The 24,924-nt window shown below is 29.3% G+C and carries 26 protein-coding genes and 1 riboswitch; of the genes, 5 read left to right on the top strand and 21 right to left on the bottom strand.

The genetic code is table 11. The annotated features are described in order from the left end of the window. Positions 1–10: 10 nt before the first annotated feature. On the bottom strand, positions 11–1,228 hold the full coding sequence (locus tag MTX53_RS01465; protein ID WP_244834419.1) for a CdaR family protein: 1,218 nt from the start codon (positions 1,226–1,228) through the stop codon (positions 11–13). Next, positions 1,195–2,049, bottom strand: a complete 855-nt coding sequence (cdaA, locus tag MTX53_RS01460; protein WP_244834418.1) for a diadenylate cyclase CdaA — start codon at positions 2,047–2,049, stop codon at positions 1,195–1,197. The genes MTX53_RS01465 and cdaA overlap by 34 nt, the downstream gene beginning before the upstream one ends. Before the next feature lie 158 nt (positions 2,050–2,207). Between cdaA and MTX53_RS01455 the strand changes: the two genes are divergently transcribed. From MTX53_RS01455 to MTX53_RS01445, 3 genes are all read left to right on the top strand, one after another. After that, a complete protein-coding gene (locus MTX53_RS01455) occupies positions 2,208–3,137 on the top strand; it encodes a hypothetical protein (RefSeq protein ID WP_244834417.1) in 930 nt (309 codons plus the stop codon). A 64-nt stretch (positions 3,138–3,201) separates the two neighbouring features. After that, on the top strand, positions 3,202–3,786 hold the full coding sequence (locus MTX53_RS01450) for a cell wall hydrolase (RefSeq protein ID WP_244834416.1): 585 nt from the start codon (positions 3,202–3,204) through the stop codon (positions 3,784–3,786). A gap of 234 nt (positions 3,787–4,020) precedes the next feature. Beyond that, positions 4,021–4,428 carry a hypothetical protein gene (locus tag MTX53_RS01445; RefSeq protein WP_244834415.1) on the top strand — a complete coding sequence of 136 codons (408 nt, stop codon included), beginning with the start codon at positions 4,021–4,023 and terminating at the stop codon, positions 4,426–4,428. Positions 4,429–4,483: 55 nt separating this feature from the next. Here MTX53_RS01445 and iadA read toward each other — a convergent pair whose 3' ends face one another. The 7 genes from iadA to MTX53_RS01410 all read right to left on the bottom strand — a co-directional run bounded on the left by iadA (position 4,484) and on the right by MTX53_RS01410 (position 12,141). After that, a complete protein-coding gene (iadA, locus tag MTX53_RS01440) occupies positions 4,484–5,632 on the bottom strand; it encodes a beta-aspartyl-peptidase (protein WP_244834414.1) in 1,149 nt (382 codons plus the stop codon). Positions 5,633–5,696: 64 nt separating this feature from the next. After that, complete coding sequence (locus MTX53_RS01435; RefSeq protein WP_244834413.1) at positions 5,697–6,944, bottom strand: tetratricopeptide repeat protein; 1,248 nt, start codon at positions 6,942–6,944, stop codon at positions 5,697–5,699. A 52-nt stretch (positions 6,945–6,996) separates the two neighbouring features. Continuing rightward, complete coding sequence (argC, locus tag MTX53_RS01430) at positions 6,997–7,944, bottom strand: N-acetyl-gamma-glutamyl-phosphate reductase (protein ID WP_244834412.1); 948 nt, start codon at positions 7,942–7,944, stop codon at positions 6,997–6,999. Positions 7,945–8,114: 170 nt separating this feature from the next. Next, positions 8,115–9,734 carry a phosphoenolpyruvate--protein phosphotransferase gene (gene ptsP / locus MTX53_RS01425; RefSeq protein ID WP_244834411.1) on the bottom strand — a complete coding sequence of 540 codons (1,620 nt, stop codon included), beginning with the start codon at positions 9,732–9,734 and terminating at the stop codon, positions 8,115–8,117. 186 nt (positions 9,735–9,920) lie between these two features. Continuing rightward, positions 9,921–11,261 (bottom strand): HAMP domain-containing sensor histidine kinase, encoded by a 1,341-nt coding sequence (locus tag MTX53_RS01420; RefSeq protein WP_348521790.1) that lies wholly within the window; start codon positions 11,259–11,261, stop codon positions 9,921–9,923. Then, positions 11,245–11,937, bottom strand: coding sequence for a response regulator transcription factor (locus MTX53_RS01415; protein ID WP_244834409.1), 693 nt, complete (start codon positions 11,935–11,937; stop codon positions 11,245–11,247). The genes MTX53_RS01420 and MTX53_RS01415 overlap by 17 nt, the downstream gene beginning before the upstream one ends. 33 nt (positions 11,938–11,970) lie before the next feature. Beyond that, positions 11,971–12,141: a hypothetical protein gene (locus tag MTX53_RS01410; protein WP_244834408.1), complete on the bottom strand. Its 171-nt coding sequence runs from the start codon at positions 12,139–12,141 to the stop codon at positions 11,971–11,973. Positions 12,142–12,210: 69 nt separating this feature from the next. On the opposite strand from MTX53_RS01410, the gene MTX53_RS01405 reads away from it, so the two are divergent. Next, a complete protein-coding gene (locus MTX53_RS01405; protein WP_244834407.1) occupies positions 12,211–12,984 on the top strand; it encodes a polysaccharide deacetylase family protein in 774 nt (257 codons plus the stop codon). Between the two features lie 328 nt (positions 12,985–13,312). On the opposite strand, the gene MTX53_RS01400 is transcribed toward MTX53_RS01405, so the two are convergent. From MTX53_RS01400 to MTX53_RS01385, 4 genes are all read right to left on the bottom strand, one after another. Beyond that, positions 13,313–14,158: an IS3 family transposase gene (locus MTX53_RS01400; RefSeq protein ID WP_244835438.1), complete on the bottom strand. Its 846-nt coding sequence runs from the start codon at positions 14,156–14,158 to the stop codon at positions 13,313–13,315. Positions 14,159–14,238: 80 nt separating this feature from the next. After that, positions 14,239–14,538: a transposase gene (locus tag MTX53_RS01395; protein ID WP_244833332.1), complete on the bottom strand. Its 300-nt coding sequence runs from the start codon at positions 14,536–14,538 to the stop codon at positions 14,239–14,241. Between the two features lie 95 nt (positions 14,539–14,633). Further along, positions 14,634–15,188 carry a Fe-S-containing hydro-lyase gene (locus MTX53_RS01390; RefSeq protein WP_244834406.1) on the bottom strand — a complete coding sequence of 185 codons (555 nt, stop codon included), beginning with the start codon at positions 15,186–15,188 and terminating at the stop codon, positions 14,634–14,636. Between the two features lie 13 nt (positions 15,189–15,201). After that, a complete protein-coding gene (locus MTX53_RS01385) occupies positions 15,202–16,044 on the bottom strand; it encodes a fumarate hydratase (RefSeq protein ID WP_244834405.1) in 843 nt (280 codons plus the stop codon). Positions 16,045–16,178: 134 nt separating this feature from the next. Between MTX53_RS01385 and MTX53_RS01380 the strand changes: the two genes are divergently transcribed. Further along, positions 16,179–16,490 (top strand): hypothetical protein, encoded by a 312-nt coding sequence (locus tag MTX53_RS01380; RefSeq protein WP_244834404.1) that lies wholly within the window; start codon positions 16,179–16,181, stop codon positions 16,488–16,490. 198 nt (positions 16,491–16,688) lie between these two features. Here the strand turns inward: MTX53_RS01380 and MTX53_RS01375 are convergent, their stop codons facing one another. From MTX53_RS01375 to MTX53_RS01340, 8 genes are all read right to left on the bottom strand, one after another. Beyond that, positions 16,689–17,357, bottom strand: coding sequence for an N-acetylmuramoyl-L-alanine amidase (locus MTX53_RS01375; protein WP_244834403.1), 669 nt, complete (start codon positions 17,355–17,357; stop codon positions 16,689–16,691). Positions 17,358–17,433: 76 nt separating this feature from the next. Beyond that, positions 17,434–19,050, bottom strand: coding sequence for a Na/Pi cotransporter family protein (locus tag MTX53_RS01370; protein ID WP_244834402.1), 1,617 nt, complete (start codon positions 19,048–19,050; stop codon positions 17,434–17,436). Positions 19,051–19,208: 158 nt separating this feature from the next. Continuing rightward, positions 19,209–19,673, bottom strand: coding sequence for a 6,7-dimethyl-8-ribityllumazine synthase (ribE, locus tag MTX53_RS01365; protein WP_244834401.1), 465 nt, complete (start codon positions 19,671–19,673; stop codon positions 19,209–19,211). Between the two features lie 26 nt (positions 19,674–19,699). Beyond that, a complete protein-coding gene (locus tag MTX53_RS01360) occupies positions 19,700–20,899 on the bottom strand; it encodes a bifunctional 3,4-dihydroxy-2-butanone-4-phosphate synthase/GTP cyclohydrolase II (RefSeq protein WP_244834400.1) in 1,200 nt (399 codons plus the stop codon). An 11-nt stretch (positions 20,900–20,910) separates the two neighbouring features. After that, the gene (gene ribE, locus MTX53_RS01355) at positions 20,911–21,549 is read right to left on the bottom strand and encodes a riboflavin synthase (RefSeq protein WP_244834399.1); all 639 of its coding nucleotides are present in this window, start codon (positions 21,547–21,549) and stop codon (positions 20,911–20,913) included. After that, entirely contained in the window at positions 21,534–22,634 is a 1,101-nt protein-coding gene (ribD, locus tag MTX53_RS01350) for a bifunctional diaminohydroxyphosphoribosylaminopyrimidine deaminase/5-amino-6-(5-phosphoribosylamino)uracil reductase RibD (protein WP_244834398.1), read from the bottom strand. The genes ribE (MTX53_RS01355) and ribD overlap by 16 nt, the downstream gene beginning before the upstream one ends. A gap of 142 nt (positions 22,635–22,776) precedes the next feature. Then, a riboswitch (FMN riboswitch) is annotated at positions 22,777–22,893 on the bottom strand. Between the two features lie 73 nt (positions 22,894–22,966). Beyond that, positions 22,967–23,992, bottom strand: a complete 1,026-nt coding sequence (locus tag MTX53_RS01345) for an alpha-hydroxy-acid oxidizing protein (RefSeq protein WP_244834397.1) — start codon at positions 23,990–23,992, stop codon at positions 22,967–22,969. 57 nt (positions 23,993–24,049) lie between these two features. Then, positions 24,050–24,892, bottom strand: coding sequence for a prephenate dehydratase domain-containing protein (locus MTX53_RS01340; protein WP_244834396.1), 843 nt, complete (start codon positions 24,890–24,892; stop codon positions 24,050–24,052). Positions 24,893–24,924 lie beyond the last annotated feature (32 nt).

The following is a 24,924-nucleotide window of genomic DNA, read 5'->3' as shown; positions in this document are numbered from 1 at the left end:
TCGCTTATCTTTATTTCTTATTTATCGTAATACTTACTTCTGACACCGCAGATACTTCAATATTTTTCTTCGTAGTAACTGAAGGCTTAAAATTGTACGTTCCCTCTTCTGATATCTGTGAAAGATCAACAGAAGCTTCTATATCTTTTGCAGTTAATGATTTTAAATCTTCAGTGTTTCCTGAGAATGTAACACTCGTTACTATATTTTCATTTTTAATAGCAAACTCGTCTTTTAAATTATTACAATTTACTTTTACACTCATTACACTTGTTGGGTTTTTAGCAGCCACAACTTTTATTTCTACTTTAATTTTATCTTCTCCATTGAAAAGTGTAATATTGTTTGGAAGTTTTAACTTTGCAGAAATTTCAGTATCTCCTGTAATTTCTGATAAATCTATCGGTTCAGTTTCTATCTCTGATATATTATTTAGATTGTCCGTATTTCCTATAATTACTACAGATTCAGAAGAAGGGAGTGCAGATTCTAATATATATCCCTCTTTTATATTGGACTGTGTTTTTACAGTCACAGGCACACTTTTACCACTGCTTACCTCAATTTCTAGCTGTGCTTTATTATAATTTGAATCTATATTAGATACTTTATTTCCTTTTTGATCTATAAATTGAATATCATATGATGCTTCCATATTCCTGTCTACATTTTTTTCTTCACCTTCAATAACAGCTTGCGTAACTCTGTCAACTGCACTTTGAGGCCCTGATATTGTTACTTTTGATGGTGATATCTTTTTATCTTTCTCATATATGTTGTCTTTATATGATATATCAACTTTTGAAACCAAATCTATATCCTTTTGAATCATCTTCTCAAGCTTTACCTTTACTGCGAGTACACCATTATTTTTTATACTTACATTTTCAGGATAGTCAACTATCTTGATAGGTATTAAATTTTCTCCTTCTTTTAAGGCATATGCTGACATATCAGCCTCTACTTTAAAATCTTCAACTTTGGCATTAATTACATTTTTTGATGAGCCTTCAAGGCTTAAATCAACCGTAAAGTCCTGGTTCTCCGAAATTGCAAGTCCTGCATCTTGAAGAGATGAAAGATTTATAAGCTGTACAGGAACATTTTTTATCTTTGAAGTTCTTGTAGGGTTTTCAACATTACTTACATAAAACCATAAACATGTCGATATAAGCAAACAAATAAGTTTTACTATTATCGATTTAGAAATTTTTTCATCTTTATCCATGACTTCACCTTCTCTCCAGCTGTTACCACATTATTCTTTGCCTTATTCTCAATTATCGCTGTAAGTACACTTCTTAATTTGTCTTTGTTATAATTTCTTGTTAAATTACCATTTATAGCAAGTGATATAACTCCTGTTTCTTCAGATACAATTATTATAAGAGCATCTGAGACTTCAGAAAGACCAATCGCTGCTCTATGTCTTGTTCCAAGCTTTTTATTTATGTTCACATTATTTGTAAGAGGAAGTACACATCCTGATGCAAGTATTCTATTATTTCTTATTATTGTTGCACCATCATGAAGTGGTGTATTTACTACGAATATATTTTCAAGAAGATTTGATGTTGTAACTGCATCAATCATTGTTCCTGAGGCTATGAGTTCATTTAAGCCTGTTGTCTGTTCAATTACTATTAACGCACCTGTTTTTGACTGTGCCAAATTTTCTACTGCAGTTACTACTTCATTTATCATAGTATTAACTCTTTCTTTATTTATCTGATGATTGTCATCAAATGCACTTCTTCCTATATGTTCAAGCGCTCTTCTTATTTCAGGTTGAAAGATTATAACAACAGATAAAACTCCTATTGTAAGTGTTTTATTTAAAATAAAATTAAGCATATCGAGCTTTAAAAAATAACTTATAGGTATAAGTGCAACTATAAGAAGTATACCTTTTAAAAGCTGTTCTGCTCTTGTTTCTTTTATTAATGTATAACCTTTATAAAATATCATAGAAACAACTAATATATCAAGCACTGCCCATACTGATATATTAGAAAAAGTTTTTACTAGCATTGCAAAAAAATCACTCAATTTACTCACCTCATTTCTCTATATAAAATTATACAACATTAATAGCTTGTATTGGTACTAAGAGTGTCATTATTTTATTACAAATTTATTATTTTATAATAAATTTGCTATTTTATAAATATTATATATAAGTAAGCTATTTTGTAAGGAGAAAAAATATGGAATTTATAAAAAAATATTATAAATATATTTTGCCTATATTATTAATTTTAATCATTTCATCTATATTATTTACATTTTTTTATAAATGTAACGATTTAAAAAAATTAAATATTATTTCAGATAAACTAAATAAAATAAATTCTTCACTATATGTTTCAGATTTTAATCCAAAAGAGGCTTCAATAAAGCTTAACTCAAGCTTTAACCAGATTGTAGATCTTAAAAGCGAACTTATATCACTTGAAATGTCGAATGAAAAATATAAAAATCTTAAAGAAACTCTTTTAGATCATATAAATTTAAATTTAAACTTATATTTAAATTCTATGTCTGCACTATCTGATACAAATAAAGATAATTTCACAAGCACATATCAATCACTTTTAAAAAGCAGAAAAGAAATTTTAGATTCTGCTGATAATTTAAATAAAAATGATATTAACATTAATTATTTAGGAAATTCAGCTACTTTTTTTGATTCCTTAAATGATTATGTCGATACATCATATAGAAATATTAATGATACTGAAATCATGAAATCAGCAAAATCAGATTTTCTTTTTTCACTAGACAACATAATATCAGACTTTTCATCGTTAAAAGAAGATTTAAGAGACGCTGTTTCAGATATAAGATCAAAGAAAAGAGATATATCACCTCTTGTATGTGATATAAAAAATAAACAATCTTCATTAAAATCTTTAGAAAATGAAGTTTCTTCAATTTCAGTTCCTGAAGATGCTTTTAGCTGTTATGAGCACATGGAAGATATGATAAATTCATATAAGATATATTTAAATAAACTTTCTTATGCAGTAAAAAACGATTCTTCATCCGATTATGATGATGCTTTTGATAAGTATGATGATTTTTTAAATTATTATGATTCTTTTATCAAATCCTTAGATGAGTATAGACAAGGATAAAATGTATAAAAATATCTCCTTGGGTAATAATATATTTGTTGCACTATAAAAAAGGAGGTTTTTTATGAAAAAAATATGCAGTATATTTTTTACAGCACTGGTATTTTATCTTTTCATATTTAATATCAGTTCTGCTTCTGCTACTGTAATAAACGTTAAAGCCGCTGACAATGCAAAGACTTATTTAACTTCACAGAATATAGATTATCAGGCTAACTCATGTTCAACTGAAAACTCTACCGTTGAAGTTTTCAGTTCGAACTCTCAAAAAATATATATTACAAAAGATGACATAAATCTAATGGCAAAGCTAGTAGCTGCAGAAAGCATAGGTGAGCCATATACAGGAAAAGTAGCAGTTGCATCGGTAGTCCTAAATCGTGTTATAACACCAGGATTTCCAAATACAATTAAAAATGTAATATTTCAAAAAAATGCTTTTTCATGTGTAAGACATAATAATATAACGGCAACGCCGAATAAAGATTGTTATAGTGCAGTATATGATGCCATTAAAGGAGTAGATCCTACAAATCGAGCTCTATTTTTCTATAATCCACAAATCTCAACATGTTCGTGGATGAAAGGAACTGCAAAAGTAAATAAAACAATTATAGGGCATCACACATTTTTTAAAATAAAAGCATAATGCAAAAGTCATTTGACAGCTGACAAAGGACAAATGAGGTGAGTCTTTTGCGATTCTCGCAAAAGACTTAAAGCTTTCGCCTAAACGCAAAAGCTTATAAATTTAGTTTCTGCGCTCAAACAGAAACAACCTTATTTGTACTTTGTCCTTTTTCATTTTTATTTTATTAAAATTCATTTATTGTCTTAATTAATAACAAGTATTATAATGCTTTTTATAAGGGGTGATAGCATTATGAATACTTTAACAACATATGTTAATAATACTTTTTCCGGAGTTCCTCAAACAGAAGAAATAAAACAATTAAAAAGTGAAATTTTAAATAGAATGGAATCTGATTATAAAAAATTACAAAGTGAAGGAAAAAGTGATGAAGAAATAGTAGGAATTATAATATCTGAGTTTAGTAACATAAGTGATCTAATAAATGAAAAATTAAAAGCACATAATTCAAATGAGTTTCATCAAATAGAAAGCAAAAATAAAAAACTTGTAAAATCTTTAATGAAAGTCTACTGGTTAATAACTGTAGCAGTTTACTTTTTTATAAGTTTTGTATTTAACATTTGGGAATTTTCATGGATTATTTTTATTATTGCACCTGCACTTAAAGAATTTTATAAAAATTACTATGATTTATAATAAATAAAAAAGGATTGTTGTTAAATATATAACACAGTCCTTTTATAAATCTATATTATTTTTCTTTTTTATTTAGCATACATTTTCCGTTAGCAAATACGTACTTAATTTCAAAATTATTTTTATCAACTATAAGAAAATCAGCATCATTCTCAAGTCTTATTCTGCCTTTTTTCCTTAATTTTAAAATCTGTGCAGGATTCTTTGTAACAACGGATAAAGCTTTCTCTATACTTATCCCATAATCATTTATTGCCGAAATCACTTCTGTGTATAGAGAATCTAAACTACATCTGCCCATTTTTATTAAGTGTCCTTCACAATCAAACTCTGGCATACTTCCATTTCCATCAGATGAGAATGTTATATTTTGTATATCTGCGCCAGAATCTAAAAGCTCTTTTAATGCTTTTGCTGCTCTAAGTTCTCCTTCTGCCATATTATTTTTATCACAGCTTGTAGTAATATCAACTACTCCTCCGTGTTTAATATAATTTTTAGCTTCAGAAAAAAGTGCTCCATTTCTATTAATATGCGTAGGAAGTATGTTATAAGCTGGTATTTCGGTGCTGTTTATAATAAGTTTAATAAGCTTTAATTTATCTTTTCCATCTCCAACATGAATATTTACTACCCCTGCTTTTCCAGATAACAGTCCAGCAACTCTCGTTTCTGAAATTATCTTTAGAAGTTCTTCATATGTTGGATTAGAGCTTCTATTATCTGAAACAGCTATTTCCCCTGTACCTATTATCTCATCTATCATCATAATATCTCTTTTTATAGACCTAGTCATAGTTTTAGCTGGAATACTGTATGAACCTGTATAGCAATATGCAGAAATACCTTTTTCTTTAAGCTCTTTAGCCTTTGATATAAGGCTTTCCATACTTCTTCCAACATCATCTGTTCCTCTACATCCAACAACAGTAGTAACTCCATATTTTACAATCTCACTAACATCAATCTCAGTAGTTCGTGAACTAAAACTACTTTCTCCACCGCCTCCTGTTATATGCACATGGGAATCAATAAGACCTGGAAACATATAATTTCCATCAGCATAAATAACATTCATTCCTGGAATATTAACATCTTCATTTTCTTCAAAAATTCCTTCTATGCTTCTGCCTGAAACGAGTATATTTTTTTTCCCAATATATTCAGGTGCAAATACATCACAATTCTTAATAAATGTAACCATATAATCATCCTTCTCAAATTTTTATTGCAACATTTATTATTCCCTTTAATTATTTGGAATATGTCTAACTATTTGCTATCTGCTTTATTGTATCATTTATATATGTGGACTCTGGATACTTTTCTATCAGAGTTTTTGCATAAGCTTTACTATTTTTATCATCAACGCCTGAATTTAATAGCGTAAGCTGATATAAAACACCTTCAATATATGGTCCCTTTGGGTAAGCTTTATAATAATCATTATAAAGTCCCAATGCTTCATCATTTTTCCCCTGCTCTAAAAGGGAACTTGCATAATAAAAAATTATATGCTGTGCTAAATAATTTCCATCTTTATAATCGTATGCTTTTTTAAGGCTGTCTACTGCATCATCATACTTTTTATCATTGTAATACTGACGTCCATCATCATAGAAATTCTTAACTCCCTCTGTCTTTAACATATTAACTGCATCTTTATAAACTTTATCATCTTCACTCTTTAAATCTGACTCATTTACAGTTTTTATAGAATCATATAAAGAATTAAAATCTTTATCATTAATAAATGATGTTATTTTTTCTTTGTCAAATCCATAGCTATCTTCATTTTCCTGTTCCTGTGTATCTATATTAGTCTCTACCTTAGGAGTTACATCTTCATCTACAGTAATTTTTTCTGTATTTTCTTTTTTATCTATCTTTACAGAATATTTTAGGAAAACAAAATAACTAAGCCCACCTATTATAAGAAGAACTAGCATAATTATAAATATATTTCTTGCTTTATGACTTTTTTCTTCATACACAGAATCTGTTGAAAGACCTCCAGTTTTAAGGTCCTTTTTTATCTTTAATGCACGTGGATTATTCTTATCCACTTTAAGTGCTTTCTCTATAAATTCAGAAGCTTTTTCAAATTCACCTTTTCTCTGATATGCCATAGCAAGTGCTGAATTTACATTTATACAGTTAAAATCACTTTTACTGCATTTTTTAAGTATCTTTATAGCATCATCCACTCTTAAATTTTTGATTAGACGCTCTGCATATACATAAAGTTCTCCGCTGTCTTTATCATAATATGCATCATTTATATAATTGTTAGCCATCATATCTTTATTGTAATCAGCATTAACTTTCCATGTAGTAATTGCCTTATTTAAATCGCCTCTCTGATATAGAATAAGCCCCTTTAAATTTAAAAGTGCAGGATTTTTTATATCTTTTGAAATACTTTTTTCACATATTTTAAGTGCATCGTCAAGATCTCCAGATTGATAGTATTTTACTGCTTTATCATAAATTTTCTTTGCTTTTTTATTATCCATTCTCTCACCAGTTCTTCTATTGTTTTTATTCTAATTATACCATCTTTTTTCCCTATAAGTTTAATCCTTTATCTTCTTCGCATCCAAGTACAATATTAAGGCATTGAATAGCTGCTCCAGATGCACCTTTTCCAAGGTTATCAAACTGAGCTGAAACAACTACTCTATCTTCATTTCCAGTTACAAAAATTCTAAGTCCATCCCACATTGAACATGCATTTCCAGATAAAAATCCATTTGTTTTATCCTCAGAACCATATGGCATTACTTTTATAAATTTTTCTCCTTTATAAAATTCTTCAAAAAACTTCTGAATCTCTAAAGGACTCTTTTTTTCCTTAAAATATTCTGTATATAAAGGAACTGATACAAGCATTCCACTATAATAATCTGACACTATTGGTGAGAAAAGAGGAAGTTTTGAAAGTCCTGTAATTTTCTTCATCTCTTTTAAATGCTTATGCTGCTGATTTAATGCGTATTCTCTTGGTGCATCAAATTCTTTTTCTCTATTTTCCATTTCATACTGTGCAATTCCTTTTTTACCTGCACCACTATAACCTGATAAAGAAAATGCTGAAATAGGATAGTCAGGCGGAATAATTCCTCCTGCAACAAGCGGATAAACAGCTGAAATAAAGCCTGTAGCATGACATCCTGGCACTGCTATTCTCTTTCCATTTTTTATATTCTCTCTATGTTTTTTTGAAAGTTCTGGGAAACCATATGCCCACCCCTTCTCAGTCCTATGTGCTGTAGATGTATCGATTATTATCACATCATCATTTGTAGCTAAATCTACAGATTCCTTAGCTGCTGCATCAGGAAGACATAAAAATGTAATATCTGACTCATTTATAAGCTTTTTTCTTTCCACAGGATCTTTTCTTAATTCTTCTGATATTTTTATAAGTTCAATATCATCACGATTTTCAAATCTTTCATAAATTCTAAGCCCTGTTGTTCCTGCACTTCCATCTATAAATATCTTCTTTTTCATTTATTTTACCCCCAAAAACTAATGTATAATTATACATTAATTATATACTTTTATGCATAAATGTCAATCAGTTTTAAATTCCAAATAATATAAAAAGAGCCGCATCAAAATGATAATAAAAAATCATTTTGAGACAGCCACTTAGTTCAAAGGACATTTGTCATTTGATATTATTTCTGCTCTATCATTACTTTCTTAGCATTAAGTATTGAAGTTGCGCTCATTGAGAATTCATCTAAGCCATATTCAACAAGTGTTGGAATAGCATTTTCATCTCCTGCCATTTCTCCGCACATTCCTACCCATTTACCGTGTTTATGTGCTCCTTCAATTGTCATCTTTATAAGTCTTAATACTGCTGGATGCATTGGGTTATAAAGATATGAAACTTTTTCACTCATTCTGTCAGCTGCTAATGTGTACTGAATTAAATCATTTGTTCCAATTGAGAAGAAATCAACATATTTAGCAAGTTCATCTGCATATACTGCAGCTGCTGGGATTTCAACCATGATTCCCCATTCAATCTTATCTGAATATTCTTTTCCTTCTGCTTTAAGTTCAGCCTTACATTCATCTACAACTTTTATTGCTTGTTTAAATTCTTGAAGTCCAGAAATCATAGGGAACATTACACCAAGATTTCCATAAACTGAAGCTCTTAAAAGTGCTCTTAACTGTACCTTAAATATTTCAGGTCTGTCAAGACATAATCTTATTGCTCTATATCCTAAGAATGGATTCATTTCCTTTGGTAATGGAAGATATGGAAGTGTCTTATCTCCTCCGATATCAAGAGTTCTTATTATTACCTGTTTTCCATTCATTCCTTCAAGAACTGCTTTATAGCTTTCAAACTGTTCTTCTTCTGTTGGAGCTTCGTTTCTATCCATATATAAGAATTCTGTTCTGAATAAGCCTACTCCGTCTCCTCCATTTGCTATAATAGTCTTTATGTCAGCAGGTTTTCCTATGTTTCCACATACTTTTATTCTTCTGCCAGACTTTGTTTTTGTCTCAACATTTATTAATTTCTTTAATTCTTCTTGTTCTTTCTTAAACTGTTCTTCTTTTTCTCTGTATTCAGCAATTACATCCTCTGAAGGATTGATAATTACATCACCGTTAATTCCATCAACAATTATGCTGTCTCCAGTCTTAACACATTTTGTTATGTCTCCTACTCCAAGAACTGCTGGAATTTCAAGAGTTCTTGACATGATTGCAGCATGTGAAGTTCTTCCACCAATATCAGTAGTAAATCCAACTACTTTAGATTTATCAAGACCTGCAGTATCAGATGGTGTTAAATCATGAGCTACAACTACTGTATTTTTCTCAGTTATATTAAATCCATCTCCGCCAAAACCTGCAAAGTTAGATAAGATTCTCTTTGAAACATCTTTTATATCTGCAGCTCTTTCCTTCATGTATTCGTTATCCATTGACTCAAAAATTTGCACGAAGTTATCTGTAACGGTAGTTATTGCTTTTAATCCATTTACGCTGTTGTTTTCTATTTCAGACATCATAGCTCCAGTAAATTCAGGATCATCTACTAAAGTAATATGTGCTTCAAAAACTGCTGCTTTTGATGCTCCCATTTCCTTTTCAGCTTTTTCTTTTACAGCTTGAAGTTGATTTTTAGAATCAGCAAGAGCTTTCTGCATCTTTGCTTTTTCAGCTTCAATATCACTTATCTTTTCATCAGTAATGTTAACTTTCTTATTTTCCTTTAAGTATACTTTTCCTATAGCATATCCTTTAGATGCTGCTATTCCTTTCTTCATAAAAAAAATCCTCCTTAAATCCTAACCATTTATTCTATGTATAAACTATATTTTGTCTCTACTTTTTAGTATATCATAAATTTAACAATATAAAAGTATTATTTACATTATAAATTATCAATAATAACTCCATATCTTCTACAAATTACAAACTTTTCTTCTAAAAAATCAATTTTTACAGCATTTTCATTTTGACTCTTTTTCTTTTTCTTTGTTTTTTGGTAGTATAATATATATTTTAAACATATCGCCTTCGGTTCTTATATGAACTGTCCCTTTATGAAGTTCTATTATACTTTTTATAATTGCAAGTCCAAGACCTGATCCTTCAACTTTTGAGTTTCTTGATTTATCTCCTCTTGCAAATCTTTCAAACATTTCATTTCCTTCAAAATCCATCTCATACTGAGATACATTTTTAAATGATATTTCAACATATTTTTCATGATCTTTTACATCAATATAAACTCTTGTATTATTAAGTGAATATTTGAGTGCATTTATTATGATATTTTCTATAGTTCTTGACATTAGTCTGCCATCTAATTTCATAAATATGCTCTCATCTTTAGAATTAACTTTAAATTTTATATTTTTTTCAGGATAAAGATTACTATATTCTCCAATCCCCTGATGAATAAGAGACAGTATATCAATCTTCACTAGATCAAGTTTCATCTTTCCGCTATTTATCTTAGACATTTCAAAAAGGTCTTCTATAAGAGATTTTAGCCTTAATGATTTTTTGTCTAATATCGCAAGATATTCTTTTTTTTCTTCATCTGTTATATCTTCATTTTTTAAAATGTTTACATAATTTATTATTGATGTTAAAGGTGTTTTTAAATCATGGGAAACATTTGATATAAGTTCAGTCTTAAGCTTTTCATTTTTTACTCCCTCATGAAGAGTCTCTTTATATCCTTTTTGTATAAGGTTTATATTTTTTATAAGCTCATTTACAGCAGGAGAACCTTGAAGATTTATATTTGCATTCAAATCTCCCTCTGTAAATTTTTTAAGTCCACTATTTACAACAACTATATCGAGTGTTTTTTTAAGTCCATATAGTATACTTATAATAATAACAGCAAGCATGAGTATACTACCCTTAAATGGATACATTTTAAATAACTTAACAAATATATTGTTTTCCCTGCCGCCTGTTGCCAGAAAATAAAGATATGATATAAGAACAAAAATTGCAATTGTAATTGAAATAATAAGTGTCCTTTTTGTTTCCTTATATTTGAATCCATTTTTAAATATAAATATAAAATTTTTAATAAGTCTTGACCTTATTTTATTCTTCTTTTTAGAATATTTAAAAACATAGATAAACTTTGCAATATATAAAGAAAATATGACAAGTATTATTAAAGCATCTAAAAATGTAAAATTCTCAGGGATTTTCTTTATCTCAAATGAGTCTGCAACATGTGCTACTATCTCATTAAATATTAAAAATAATATTAATATATCTATAAGATATATGCCTGATATATAATTTTTAATCTTCTTTTTCAATTTTATACCCAATTCCCCACACCACCTTTATATACTCAGGTTCTTTCGTATTAATCTCTATCTTCTCTCTTATTCTTCTTATGTGGACAGTTACCGTATTTTCACTTCTATAAAAAGGTTCTTCCCACACATTCTCATATATTTCCTTTATAGAAAACACTCGTCCAAGGTTTGATGCTAAAAGAAACAGAATTTTATATTCTGTAGCTGTAACTTTTATCTCCTCACCACGTACTGTAACTTTTTTAGCAGCTGTATCTATACTAAGATCTTTAACCTTTATTATTTCATCGCCTTCTTTTATATCAAGAGGTTTTTGATATCTTCTAAGCTGAGATTTTACTCTTGCAAGAAGTTCAAGATGATTAAAAGGCTTAGTTATATAATCATCAGCTCCAACATTAAGACCTAATATCTTATCTGTATCTTCGCTTTTAGCAGAAAGCATTATTATAGGCATATTTTTCTTTTCTCTTATCTTAAGACATGTTTTTATACCATCTAATTTAGGCATCATTATATCAAGAAGAATAAGATGAATTGTCTTTTCTTCCAATATATCAAGTGCCTGAAGGCCATCTTCTGCCTTATATACTTTTAAATTTTCTCCTCTTAAATATATCTCTATCGCATCTCTTATCTCTTTTTCGTCATCAACAACTAAAACATTATACATTTTGCAGGCCTCCATCTTTATAAATTTATAAAATTAATTCGCATCAGTTATTTCAGGTTCAATATTTTTTTCAATTTTTACTTTCTCTATTAATTGATTATTATTATCTGTTTTGTATTTCTCATAAAAAATAATAATAATGCACAAAATAAGAAGGACTATAAGAATTACTTTTTTTATTTTTTTCATATTTATTTTTTTCATTAGTATCACCTGCTTTTTAGAATATCTTTTTTAACACAATGAGTCAAGTATAATAAAGGAGACATTTTTATGACTAGATTTCCAAAACTCAAAACTTTTTTTATTATTTTATTAGTAATAATATTATCTGTTTTCATGTTCTTTTCAAAAAAAGCTTTATCATCGACTAAAATGGATAATATTAAAATCCCTGTTTTATATTATCACTCTGTAAATCCATCATGGAAAAATGAGCTTACAATTCCTCCTGATCTTTTAAAAAGTGAACTTCAATTTATAAAGGATTCTGGTTTTTCAGCTATAACGGCTTCCGATTTCTATGACTATATAGAAAATAAAAAACCTCTTCCTAAAAAAACTATTATGATAACATTTGATGATGGATATATGGATAATTATACATATGCTTTTCCATCTCTTAAATCTCTTAATATGAAAGCAACCATTTTTTATATTACAGATGGTCTTAAAGATTCATATTACTTAAGTAAAGATAAGTTAAAAGAAATGAGTAGCTTTGGAATAGATATTGAATCTCATACAAAAACACATTGCCATTTAAGTAAACTTTCATATGAAAAACAGCTTTTAGAGCTTAAAGAGTCAAAAGAAATATTAGAAAAAACTTTAGGAAAGAAAATAACATCAATTGCTTATCCATTTGGCGATTATGATGAAAACACAATAAAAGCAGCAAAAGAGGCTGGATATTCATTAGGTTTTACATGCAAAAGAGGCATTATTGATTCTACATATAATAAATACACTTTAAATAGAATTTATATGAACTCTTATATGAAACTAGATGAATTTAAGAAAATGATTAACTCAATTAATAATTAAATGACATATCAAATATCAAAGGACAAAGCACAAATGACAAATGGGGATGTTTCTGCTCAAAATCACAGAAACCTAAATTAATGTAAAAATTGACAATTGACAATTGTGGAAGTTTCTGCTTTAACGCAGAAACATAGAATTGATTTAGCTTTCGCTTCAGGCGAAAGCTTTATTTTTTTGCGAGAATCGCAAAAAACATATAATGAAATTCCGTAGGAATTTCCACCTAAATTGTCCATTGTCAATTAGATTGAATTTCCACCTCGGAGGGCTCCCCGTTAAATGGACAATATTAAGTTAATACTCGTTAGTTCTTAATATTCTGTAATTATGCTGCTAATTTCATTAGATAGTAATCATGAGGAGGAATATATCCAATAGATGAATGTATTCTCTCATGATTATATCTATAAACAAAATCACCTACATCATTTTTTATGTGATCTAAATTCCAATATATCATTCCGGTAAGGCATTCATCTTGAAGATATCTATGATATGATTCTATGAATGCATTATAATTTGGACTGTGTACTGGAATTCTTTCATGAAGAACACCTTCATCAAGGCATCCTTTCTCAAAAACTCCACTAATAAATTGACTGCCGTTATCGGTACGAAGTACTACTGTTTTATTTTTATCATAGTTTAAGCCTCTGTTATATAGAGCTTCTAACATAACTTTTTTAGCAACAGAACCTGTAGCAGATAGGTCAATTGAATATGCCACTATTTCTCTATCAAAAACATCGATTATTGAAGTTATATAGGCTGTTTTCTTATTACCAGCAATAAATGCATATTTGATATCCATTTGCCATAATTGATTAGAAGCTGTAACTTTTCTGCTTTCGCAGGTACGTGACATTCTTCTTTTCTGCCTTTTATAGTAGTTTCCTAATAAATTTAAATTTTTCATTAGTCTTCTAACTTTCTTCTTATTAATTTTTAAATTGTACTTCTTTCTAAATCTTAACTCACCGGTAACTTTTTTATATCCATATTTTCGCGATGTTTTCTTACTTCTAATTTCTGTTATATACTTTTGAATAGTTATATCAGATATTTTGATATTATCGAATGTTAAACTGTATCCAGGGACCTTTCTACCTACGTTAGCGTAGCTTCTTTTAACAATATATTTCTGTTTTGAATAATATGTGGATCTAGAAATCCGTAATATTTTAAGTACTATTGTTACTTTATATCCAAGTTTAATCCATTTGTGGGCACTTAAAATTTTATATTCTAGTGTTATTTGTTTTTTTTTAGAAGATCTTCAAGAATAGCTATTTTTAGTTTTTGCTCCTCAATTTTTTCCTGAGCTTTTTTATATTCGCGCTTATAATTAGGTATCAATTTTGTATCTTTTGGTTCTTTTGGTTCTAGTGTTTGCCTATATCTACGGTAATTATTTACCCAATAGCTTAATTGTACAGCATTAATATCATATTTTTTAGCAATAAGTATATTGCTTCCAGACTCTAAAACTTCAGTAACAAATTTAACTCTTTCTTCCTCTGTAAATGTTCTTCTAAATTTAATTTTCTCCATATAAAAAGACCTCCTAATTATCATATTTATATATTAATTATTTTAATTAATATTGTCCAATCTAATTAGGGGGGCTATAAGTTCTTAATTATCAATTATAAAGATTCAAGATATTTCTTCTTTCCTATCTCATATAAATTATTGCCTTTAGAGTCTATTATCACAACAACAGGCATATCTTTTACTTCAAGTCTTCTTATTGCTTCAGCGCCTAAATCTTCATAAGCAATTATGTCAGATTTTACAATACTTTTCCCAATTAATGCTGCAGCGCCACCTATCGCTCCAAAATATACTGCTTTATTTCTAACTATCGCATCTATTACTTCTTTATTTCTCTTTCCTTTGCCTATCATTGCTTTTAATCCCAAATCAAGAAGTCTTGGAGCATATGCGTCCATTCTATAACTAGTTGTAGGCCCTGCTGATCCTATTACTTTTCCTGGCTTTGCAGGACTTGGTCCTACATAATATATAGTTTCATCTTTTATTTTAAAAGGAAGTTCTTTCCCTTCATTAAGAAGATCAATTAATCTTTTATGTGCTGCATCTCTTGCTGTGTAAATTATCCCACTTAATAATACACTATCTCCAGCTTTTAAATCTTTTAGCTTTTCGGCTGTAAGTGGTGTTTTTAATTTTATCTCCATCTCTCTTCCCCCTTTAAAGAATAACCATTTTATGTCTTGTTGCATGGCAGCTTATATTTACAGCAACAGGGAGTCCTGCTATATGCGTAGGAAAAGTCTCTATATTAAGACCTATCGCTGTAGTTCTTCCTCCAAACCCTTGAGGTCCTATCCCAAGTTTATTTATCGTATCTAAAAGTTCAATTTCTAAATTTTTATAAAATTCATCTTCATTTTTTTGATTAACTGGTCTTATAAGTGCCTTCTTAGCTAAAAAAGCTGCTTTATCAAAAGTTCCGCCTATACCTACTCCAACAACCATTGGTGGACATGGATTAGGACCTGCTTCTTTTATTGTATTTATTATAAAATTTTTAACTCCTTCTATTCCATCAGACGGTTTAAGCATTTTTATTTTACTCATATTCTCTGAGCCAAAGCCCTTAGGTACAAAAGTTATCTTAACTTTATCTCCACACACAATATCATAATAAATTACTGCTGGAGTATTATCATTTGTATTTTCTCTTCTTATCGGATCTTTTACAACTGATTTTCTTAAATATCCTTCTTTATATCCTTCTCGTACTCCTTCATTTATAGCATCTTTAATACTTCCTTCAACTAAATGCACATCTTGTCCTATTTCTAAAAAAACACAGGACATTCCTGTGTCCTGACAGATAGGCATCTTCTCATCTGATGCTATTTTAGAATTTTCTATTATTTTTCCTAAAACATCTTTTCCTATATCCCATGTTTCTTCATCCTTAAATTTATTAAGTGCATTTTTTACATCATCACTTAAATAATAATTGGATTCAATTGCCAAATTTTTAACTGCTTCTGTTATTTTCTCTACACTTAATTCTCTCATACCCATATCTCCTTTTTATTAATTATTAGTTTAATTCTTATAAATTTTTACAAGCGTAACTTCTTAAAAGGAATATTTTTTATTTATTATAATAAGTTTATTATAAGTACTTTCTATTTTAAAGGATATATTTTATGAATGTAAAAAAAATCAGCAATATTGTTAATATAATAATATTATTAATATCAATAATTCTTATTTTATTTATCATATATGATGTTTATCTTTTCGTAAAAAATACTGTTTCACGAAATAATATTACTCCTAGAAATAGTATTGAAGTTAATCCATTTGAAGATTCTGATACAAATTCAGTAAATGCTAATACTAATTATAAAATTTATAATAAATATTCATATTTTACGAAAACAGATAATATATTATATAGTAGACAGATATATTGTATGAAATTTATAAGCTGTGGTAAACGATATCACGAATATTAAATTTTTTTAAAACAGTACATCTGCCTATACAGTAACTCAAACATAATAATAAACTCTCCTAAAAATTTTAACAACATTTATGTCTTCACAGGGGGCTTTTAAAAAATATAATTCCTCTTGAAAAGTATTTTAAAAGAAGAAAAAAGTATTCCTATAAATATGTAAAAGCCCCCTGTATTATCTATAAAAGTTTAACTATCATTTCTCACTAAAATATTCATTTACAGCTTTAACAATAGCATCTACAATATCATTTTGATGCTCATCAGTCTTAAGCATTTTTTCCTCTTTATTATTTGATAAGAATCCACACTCGACTAAAATTGATGGACCACTATAACTATCTCTTAAAATTTTATATTGATCTTTAGCAGGCTTTGCTACTCTCTTATTCCCATCATTTATATTTTCCTTTAAAGAATTCTGTGCAAGCTCTGCAAAATTTCTACTGGAATCATTATCTGCATACCAAACCTGTGCTCCAAAACAACTTTCCTGTGGAAATGTATTTTGATGAATTGATATAAAAGCATCACATTTTTTATCTTGTTTCATATCACATCTTGCTTTTAAATCTTTTGCTTTCTTTCTACTTATTTCGGAATCATCTTCTCGTGTAAAAACCACCTCATAACCTTCTTCTTTAAGCTTTTCACCAAGCTTTAAAGATATCTGAAGATTTATATCTTTCTCTAGTGTTCCACTTTTAGATTTCGCACCGCTATCTATTCCACCATGTCCTGGATCAACAAGTATTATCTTTTTACTTTCTGTATTCTCAGCTAAAACATATTTGCCATTAAATGGGTATATAAAAAGAAGTATAAAAAAAATACATAACACCTTTAATATTCTTTTTGTTCTCATAAATGATTTCCTCCTGTCTTTTAATCAAACATATTAATATTATGCATCATGTATTTATATTTTATTCGCTATTTTATTACTTTACATAATTTTCAATTACGCTTTCAGCTATATTAGTGGCGTGGTCTCCTATTCTTTCGAATGTACTTATAATGTCTAAATATATAGCTCCTGCAAACGCATTACATTTTCCATCGTAAAGTCTTTGTATATGTTTATCTCTATATAATTTCTGATACTTGTCAATTTTTTCTTCTATCTCTTCAATACTTTTTGCTTCGTTAACATCTCTCTTTACATAACTTTCTATCGCTATGTCTACGGCTTTCATTGTAGAATTATATAATTCATATAATTCATCTATTGCATCTTCACTATACTTTAAATTTTTATTTATCTTTTCAGTTGCAAGATCAACTATATTCTCAGCATGATCACCTATTCTTTCAATATCTATTATTATATGAAATGTAGATGCTACTATTCCTTTTTCTTTAGCTGATAATTCACACTTTGCAAGTTTTACAAGATAAGTTGTTATCTTTTCTTCTAATATGTTTATGATTTTTTCATTTTCGTAAACATCACCTATACATTTTTCATCACATTCAACAAAACCTTTCATGGCAAGTTCAACATTCTTCTTAGCCTTATTTGCCATTCTTATTGTTTCTTTGATAACTTGTCCAGCTGCTATTACTGGAGTTTCTAAAAGTCTATCATCTATGTACTTCGGTCCATGTTTTTCAATCTTATCTTCACATGGAATTATCTTATTTACAAATACAATAATATATTTTGTAAATGGTAAAAGTATGAATGTATTAGCGACATTGAAAACTGTATGTGCATTTGCAATCTGTCTGCTTACTTCTCCAGGACTTAACTTTTGTACAAATTCTGCTAAAAGTCCCAAAAACGGAAGAAATATTAATGTTCCTGTAATGTTAAATACTAAATGAAGAAGTGCTGCTTTATGTGCTGTCTTATTTGTTCCAATACTTGCAAGAATTGCAGTTATACATGTCCCTATATTACATCCAAATACTATAGGAAGTGCAAGATGTATATCTATAGTTCCAGTAGTTGCAAGTGCTATAAGTATACCAGTAGTTGCTGATGAGCTTTGAAGTATTGCTGTAATTGCGCTTCCTGCAATTACTCCTATAAACCAATTATCTCCAATTGCTACAAGTATATTTGCAAATAATGGAGATTTTGCAATAGGTGCTAAAGAAGTACTCATAAGTCCCATTCCTGTAAATAATATACCAAATCCAAGTATTATGTTTCCTATTTCTCTTCTTCTTTTCGCTTTTGCAAACATTACGAGTATAGCTCCAGCAAAAACAAATAATGGAGCTATTTCATCAAGTTTAAATGCAACAAGCTGTGCTGTAATAGTAGTACCTATATTAGCCCCCATAATTACACCAGCTGCCTGTGCAAGACTCATAAGTCCAGCATTAACAAATCCAACAACCATTACAGTGGTTGCACTACTACTTTGTATTACTGCTGTAACTACAGCTCCTATAAATACGCCCATTACTCTGTTCTTGGTTACCTTTTCAAGGATATTTTTTAATCCTTCTCCTGCTGCATTCTCTAAACCGTCACCCATTAACTTCATACCATAAATAAATAGCCCCAGTCCACCCATTAATTTGACAATTACCGTAATAGTATTCAATGCATTTTCTCCTTTGCATATTTATTTTTCTATCGTATTTAAGTTTACATTATTTTTAACACAATGTTAACCTTTTTAATAATTATTTTACGTAGTTTTAACATTGGAGTATATGACACAAATACTTATATGTTATATAATGTATGATTTTGTCGTAATTATTTGATTTCGTTTATAAGATTTACCATCTCAATTGCACCTTCTGCACATTCAAAGCCCTTATTTCCAGCTTTACTTCCAGCTCTTTCAATAGCCTGCTCTATATTATCAGTTGTTAAAACTCCGAACATAACTGGTATATCTGAGCTAAGAGATACTGATGCTATTCCTTTTGAAACTTCGCTGCATACATAATCATAATGGCTTGTAGTTCCTCTTATTACTGCGCCAAGACAGATTACTGCATCATATTTTTTACTTTTTGCCATTTTTGATGCTATAAGAGGAATTTCAAATGCTCCAGGCACCCATGCAACATCAATTGAATCATCTAAAACATTATGACGCTTTAATCCATCAACTGCACCAGATAATAATTTAGATGTGATAAACTCATTAAAACGTGCAACAACTATTCCTATTTTTATTTCCTTAGCTACTAATTTTCCTTCAAATATATTCATTTTTATTTCTCCTCTTTCCTTATTTATTAATAATTTAACATGTGTCCCATTTTATTTTTTTTAGTTTCCAAATAGAATGAATCATACTTTTCAGGTTTCATTTCTATAGGAACTCTTTTAACTATTTCCATTCCAAAATCTGAAAGCTGATATATTTTATCTGGGTTATTTGTAAGAAGTTTTATTGTCTTTACACCCATATCTTCTAATATTTGAGCTCCAATATAATATTCACGAAGATCTGCTTTAAATCCTAGTGCTTCATTAGCCTCAACAGTATCCATGCCCTTATCTTGAAGTGCATATGCTTTAAGTTTATTTACAAGACCAATGCCTCTTCCTTCCTGTCTCATATAAAGAAGAATTCCTCTTCCTTCCTCTTCTATTTTTATCATTGAACTTTTAAGTTGCTCTCCACAGTCACATCTTAAAGAGCCAAACACATCTCCTGTAAGGCATTCAGAATGTACTCTACATAAAACATCTTTTCCATCTTTAATATCACCTTTAACAAGTGCTACATGATGTTCTCCTGTCATTATATTTACATAACAGTGTGCTTTAAAATAACCATATTTAGTTGGAAGCTCACTTATAGAAGTACACTCAACGAATTTTTCATGTTTCTTTCTATAATCCTGCAACATTTTTATTGTTGTAAATTTAATATTCCACTTCTTTGCAAATTCAATAAGATCGTCTTTTCTCATCATGCTTCCGTCTTCATTCATAATCTCACAGCATAAACCACATTCCTTAAGATTTGCAATACGCATCATATCAACTGTTGCCTCTGTGTGACCATTTCTCTCTAAAACTCCAAATTTCTTTGCTTTAAGAGGAAACATGTGACCAGGTCTTCTAAAATCTTCAGGTTTTATGTTATCTTCTACACATTTTCTAGCGGTAAGTCCTCTTTCAACTGCTGAAATTCCTGTTGTTGTATCTTTATAATCAATTGAAACCGTAAATGCAGTTTCATGATTATCAGTATTATTTGAAACCATCTGATCTAAATTAAGCTTTTTAGCAAGCTCATCTCCCATAGGCATACATATAAGTCCTTTTGCATATTTAGCCATAAAATTAACATTATATGTAGTCGCAAATTCTGCTGCGCAGATTAAATCTCCTTCATTTTCCCTATCCTGATCATCTGTAACCATTATAAGTTTTCCAGCTTTTAAATCATTAATAGTATCTTCAATTGTGTTATATTCAAACATAATCAATCCTCCTAGTATCCAAATTTTTTTAAAAATCCTTCTGTAAGTCCCTTTTCTTTATCCTTAGAAAATAGTAATTTTTCAATATATTTTCCTATACAGTCATTTTCAATGTTTACACTATCTCCTATATTTCTATATTTGAAAGTAGTCTCTTCCTTGCTGTGTGGAATAATTGAAACTTTAAACTCTTTGTCATTAACATCTACAACTGTAAGACTTATTCCATCTATAGCAACAGATCCTTTTTCTATTATGTATTTAAGTATTGATTTATCTGCCTGTATCGTATAAATAACTGCATTGTCATCTTTTTTTATATTCTTAATAATCCCAGTTCCATCAACATGACCATATACGATATGACCTCCAAATCTTCTATCTATTTTCATAGCTCTTTCAAGATTTACTTTGTCACCGCTTTTTAATCTATTTATAGTAGACCTTTTAAAAGTTTCATTCATAACATCAGCTTCAAAATAGGAATTATCATATTTTATTACTGTAAGACATACTCCATTTACTGCAATACTGTCACCTATATGTATGTCTTTAAGAATCTCATCTGCTTTTATCACAACTGACGATAAATACGAACTTCTATTTATTTTTTTCATAGTTCCTACTTCTTCTATTATTCCTGTAAACAAGATTTTGCCTCACTTTCTATTACAATATCTTCTCCAATTTTCTTAAATTTTGAATTAGAAAACATAAATGCACAAGATGGATAAGATACGCCTTCACCTGCAACTGCCGATTTAGCATCTTTTCCACCAAATATCTTAGGTGCAATATAAACCTTTATTTTTTTTACAATTTTAGCTTCTAGAGCTGAATAATTAAGTTCTGCTCCTCCTTCAAGGATTAAACTGTCTATCTTTTTTTCTCCAAGTTTTATCATAAGATCTTTTAAATCAGTATGACCATCCTTCTTTTTAACTTTAAGAATTTCCAAACCTTTATTTCTATATTTCTCTATTTTTTTATCATCTATGCAGCATGTAGCAATTATTGTTTCTATATCTTTTGCAGTATCTGAAATATTACAGTTAAGAGGAGTTTTTAAATTCGTATCACAGATTATTCGTATAGGATTTACACCACCTGAAAGTCTGCATGTAAGGTTTGGATTATCTTTAATAACAGTATTAACTCCTACCATTATCGCTTTAAATCTGTTTCTGTCGTTCATCACATCAAGCCTTGATTCTTCCCCTGAAATCCATTTTGATTCTCCAGTTACACATGCAATTTTTCCATCCATAGTCATTGCATATTTCATCATAACGTATGGAGTTTTATTAATTATGTAATGGAAAAAGATTTTATTTATTTCATCACATTCCTCTTTCATTACTCCTTTTACAACTTCTACCCCATGCGCTTTAATATATGCTATCCCTTTTCCTCTAACTAAAACATTTGGATCATCAGAACCTATTACTACTTTTTTTATTTTGTTCTCTAAAATAGCCTCTGTACATGGAGGTGTTTTCCCATAGTGGCAGCATGGTTCAAGTGTTACATACATTGTAGAACCTTCTGCACTTTCAGTAAGACTCTTTATTGCATTACGTTCTGCATGAAGCTCTCCATATTTCTCATGGTATCCCTTACCTATAACTTTTCCGTTTTTTACAATAACTGTTCCAACAAGTGGATTAGGATTTACACGTCCTACTCCTTTTTTTGCAAGTTCAAGTGCCATATTCATATAATATTTATCATCCAAATTTTCTACACCTCCATAAAAAAATACCCTGAATTTAAAATTCAGGGCATATAAAATACACAAATAAAAATATTTTTATTTACAAAAAAGCTCTGAAATGATTAACATTTCAGAGCAGAATATACATAAATAAAACTATTTATTCTATCTTCTTTCATCCAGACTTTACTGTCGGCCTCGGAATTTCACCGAATCATGCTAAAAATAGCTCGTGGGCTTTACCACCGGTAGGGAATTTCACCCTGCCCCGAAGATTACTATTAAATTTATTCTAATTATATCATTATTTAATTTCTTGTCAACATCTTTCAAATTTTATAATTTATCAAAAATTAATATTGTGAAATCATATCAGAAGTTATTTCCTCTAAGCTGAAAGCTCCACACATTTCCATTGTATCTCTTAATTCTGCTGATATTTTTTTAATATAAGCTTTAACTCCCTCTTCTGCACCGCCATAGACAGCAGTTACAAATGGTCTTGCAATTAAAACAGCATCTGCACCCATTGCAAGAGCTTTAAATACATCATTGCCTGAACGTATTCCACCATCTACAAATATTTTAAAAGAATCATCTTTAACAGCTGATACAATATCTTCTAGCACATCTGCAGTTGCAGGACATCCATCTAAAACTCTTCCACCATGGTTTGAAACTATAATTCCTGCTGCTCCAGCTTCTTTTGCTTTTAAAGCTCCTTTTACTGTCATTATTCCCTTAATTATAAAAGGCACTTTTGAAAGCTTTATTATTTCCTTCATTTCATCTACTGACTTACTTCCTGCTTTTGGAGTAAGATTCTTTAGAAATGGAAGTCCTGCAGCATCAATATCCATAGCATAAGCAAATGCTCCTGAACATTTTGCAAGTTCCATTTTTTCTTTTATAACATCAATATTCCATGGTTTTATTGTTGGTATTCCAATTCCGTTATTTCTTTTTATAGCTTTTGATGCAGCTTTCATTACATCAGGGTTTGTACCATCTCCTGTAAATGCTGCAATTTTTTCTTCTGCACATGCAGATACTAATATATCATTATACTTGACATCATCATATTTATCTCCATAATGAAGATTTACAGCTCCAACAGGACCTGCAAATATCGGATATTTAAATGTCTTTCCAAATATATTTAAAGTTGTGTCTACATCTTTCATTTCATTTAAAGTATCAAGCTTTACAAAAATATTTTTCCATCCATCATAATTTCTCATAGCTATGGTAGTTTTTGCTCCTCTTGAACCAGGACCTGGCATATGATTTTTGCAGGCTCTTCCATTGCACTCTGGACATGCTTTGCAGTAATCTCCCATACATGTTGATGCATTTTTTAAAACTTCTTCATAATTCATACTTTTTTTATCCTTCCTTCTTTTAAGTATAAAATTTTTCTAGAATTATATATTACCTTATAAAACATTTTTTACTTGATAGTTTCCAAGAATTTTTATTTTATATTTTTTATTAAGCTCCATTACTGTAGCTTTTATTTTTTCAAACTTTGTTGAAGATGTATCAATTTCTATATAAAAATTATATGTACCCATCTGCTTTTTAGTAGGTCTTGACATTATTGAGACAAGATTTATCTGATTATCGCTAAATCCTTTTAATATCTCAAAAAGCATACCAGGCTTATCACTCTTTGGTAAAATATAAAGAGGAATTTTTATATTTGATTTGTCTTCATATTCTCTCCATTTAAACTCTTTATTAGCTTTTATAATTATAAATCGTGTATAGTTTTCATCTGCATCTGTAACATTTTTATCCACATATGATATTTCAGAATCACAAATATGTGCAGGAACTATCGCCCCATCTCCTTCAATCCCTGCTTTAAGCTTATAATATGATTCCATATTGCTCTCTGTTGTTATAATGCTTACGCCGTTTAAAGTATCAGTAAACTTTCTGCACTGTCCACTTGATTTAAACTGAACGTATAACTTTTTAAGCTCACTTATTTTATTCACATTAGCCATAAGTGAAAACTTAATTGGTATTTTTATTTCTGTAAGTATTGTAACATCCATTTCAAGAAGCAGATCAAGTGTTCTTTGTACAAATCCATCTAGAGTATTCTCAATAGGTATTATTCCATACTCACATTCGTTTCCTACTGAATGAAATGCATCATCTATACTTGAAAAATATATCTTTTTCATCTTAAGATTACATTCTTTTAAAAACTCCTTCGCTGCACAATCGCTGAACGTCCCTTTTGGTCCAAGTATTGCTAGTTTATCCATTTTTATAGCCCCAATTTCTTATAAATTTACAT

Source organism: Clostridium sp. BJN0001, assembly GCF_022869825.1.
In the GTDB taxonomy this organism is placed as follows: Bacteria; Bacillota; Clostridia; order Clostridiales; family Clostridiaceae; genus Clostridium.
The sequence above is the reverse complement of the archived record's forward strand: the minus strand, read 5'-3'. Positions and strand labels throughout refer to the sequence as shown.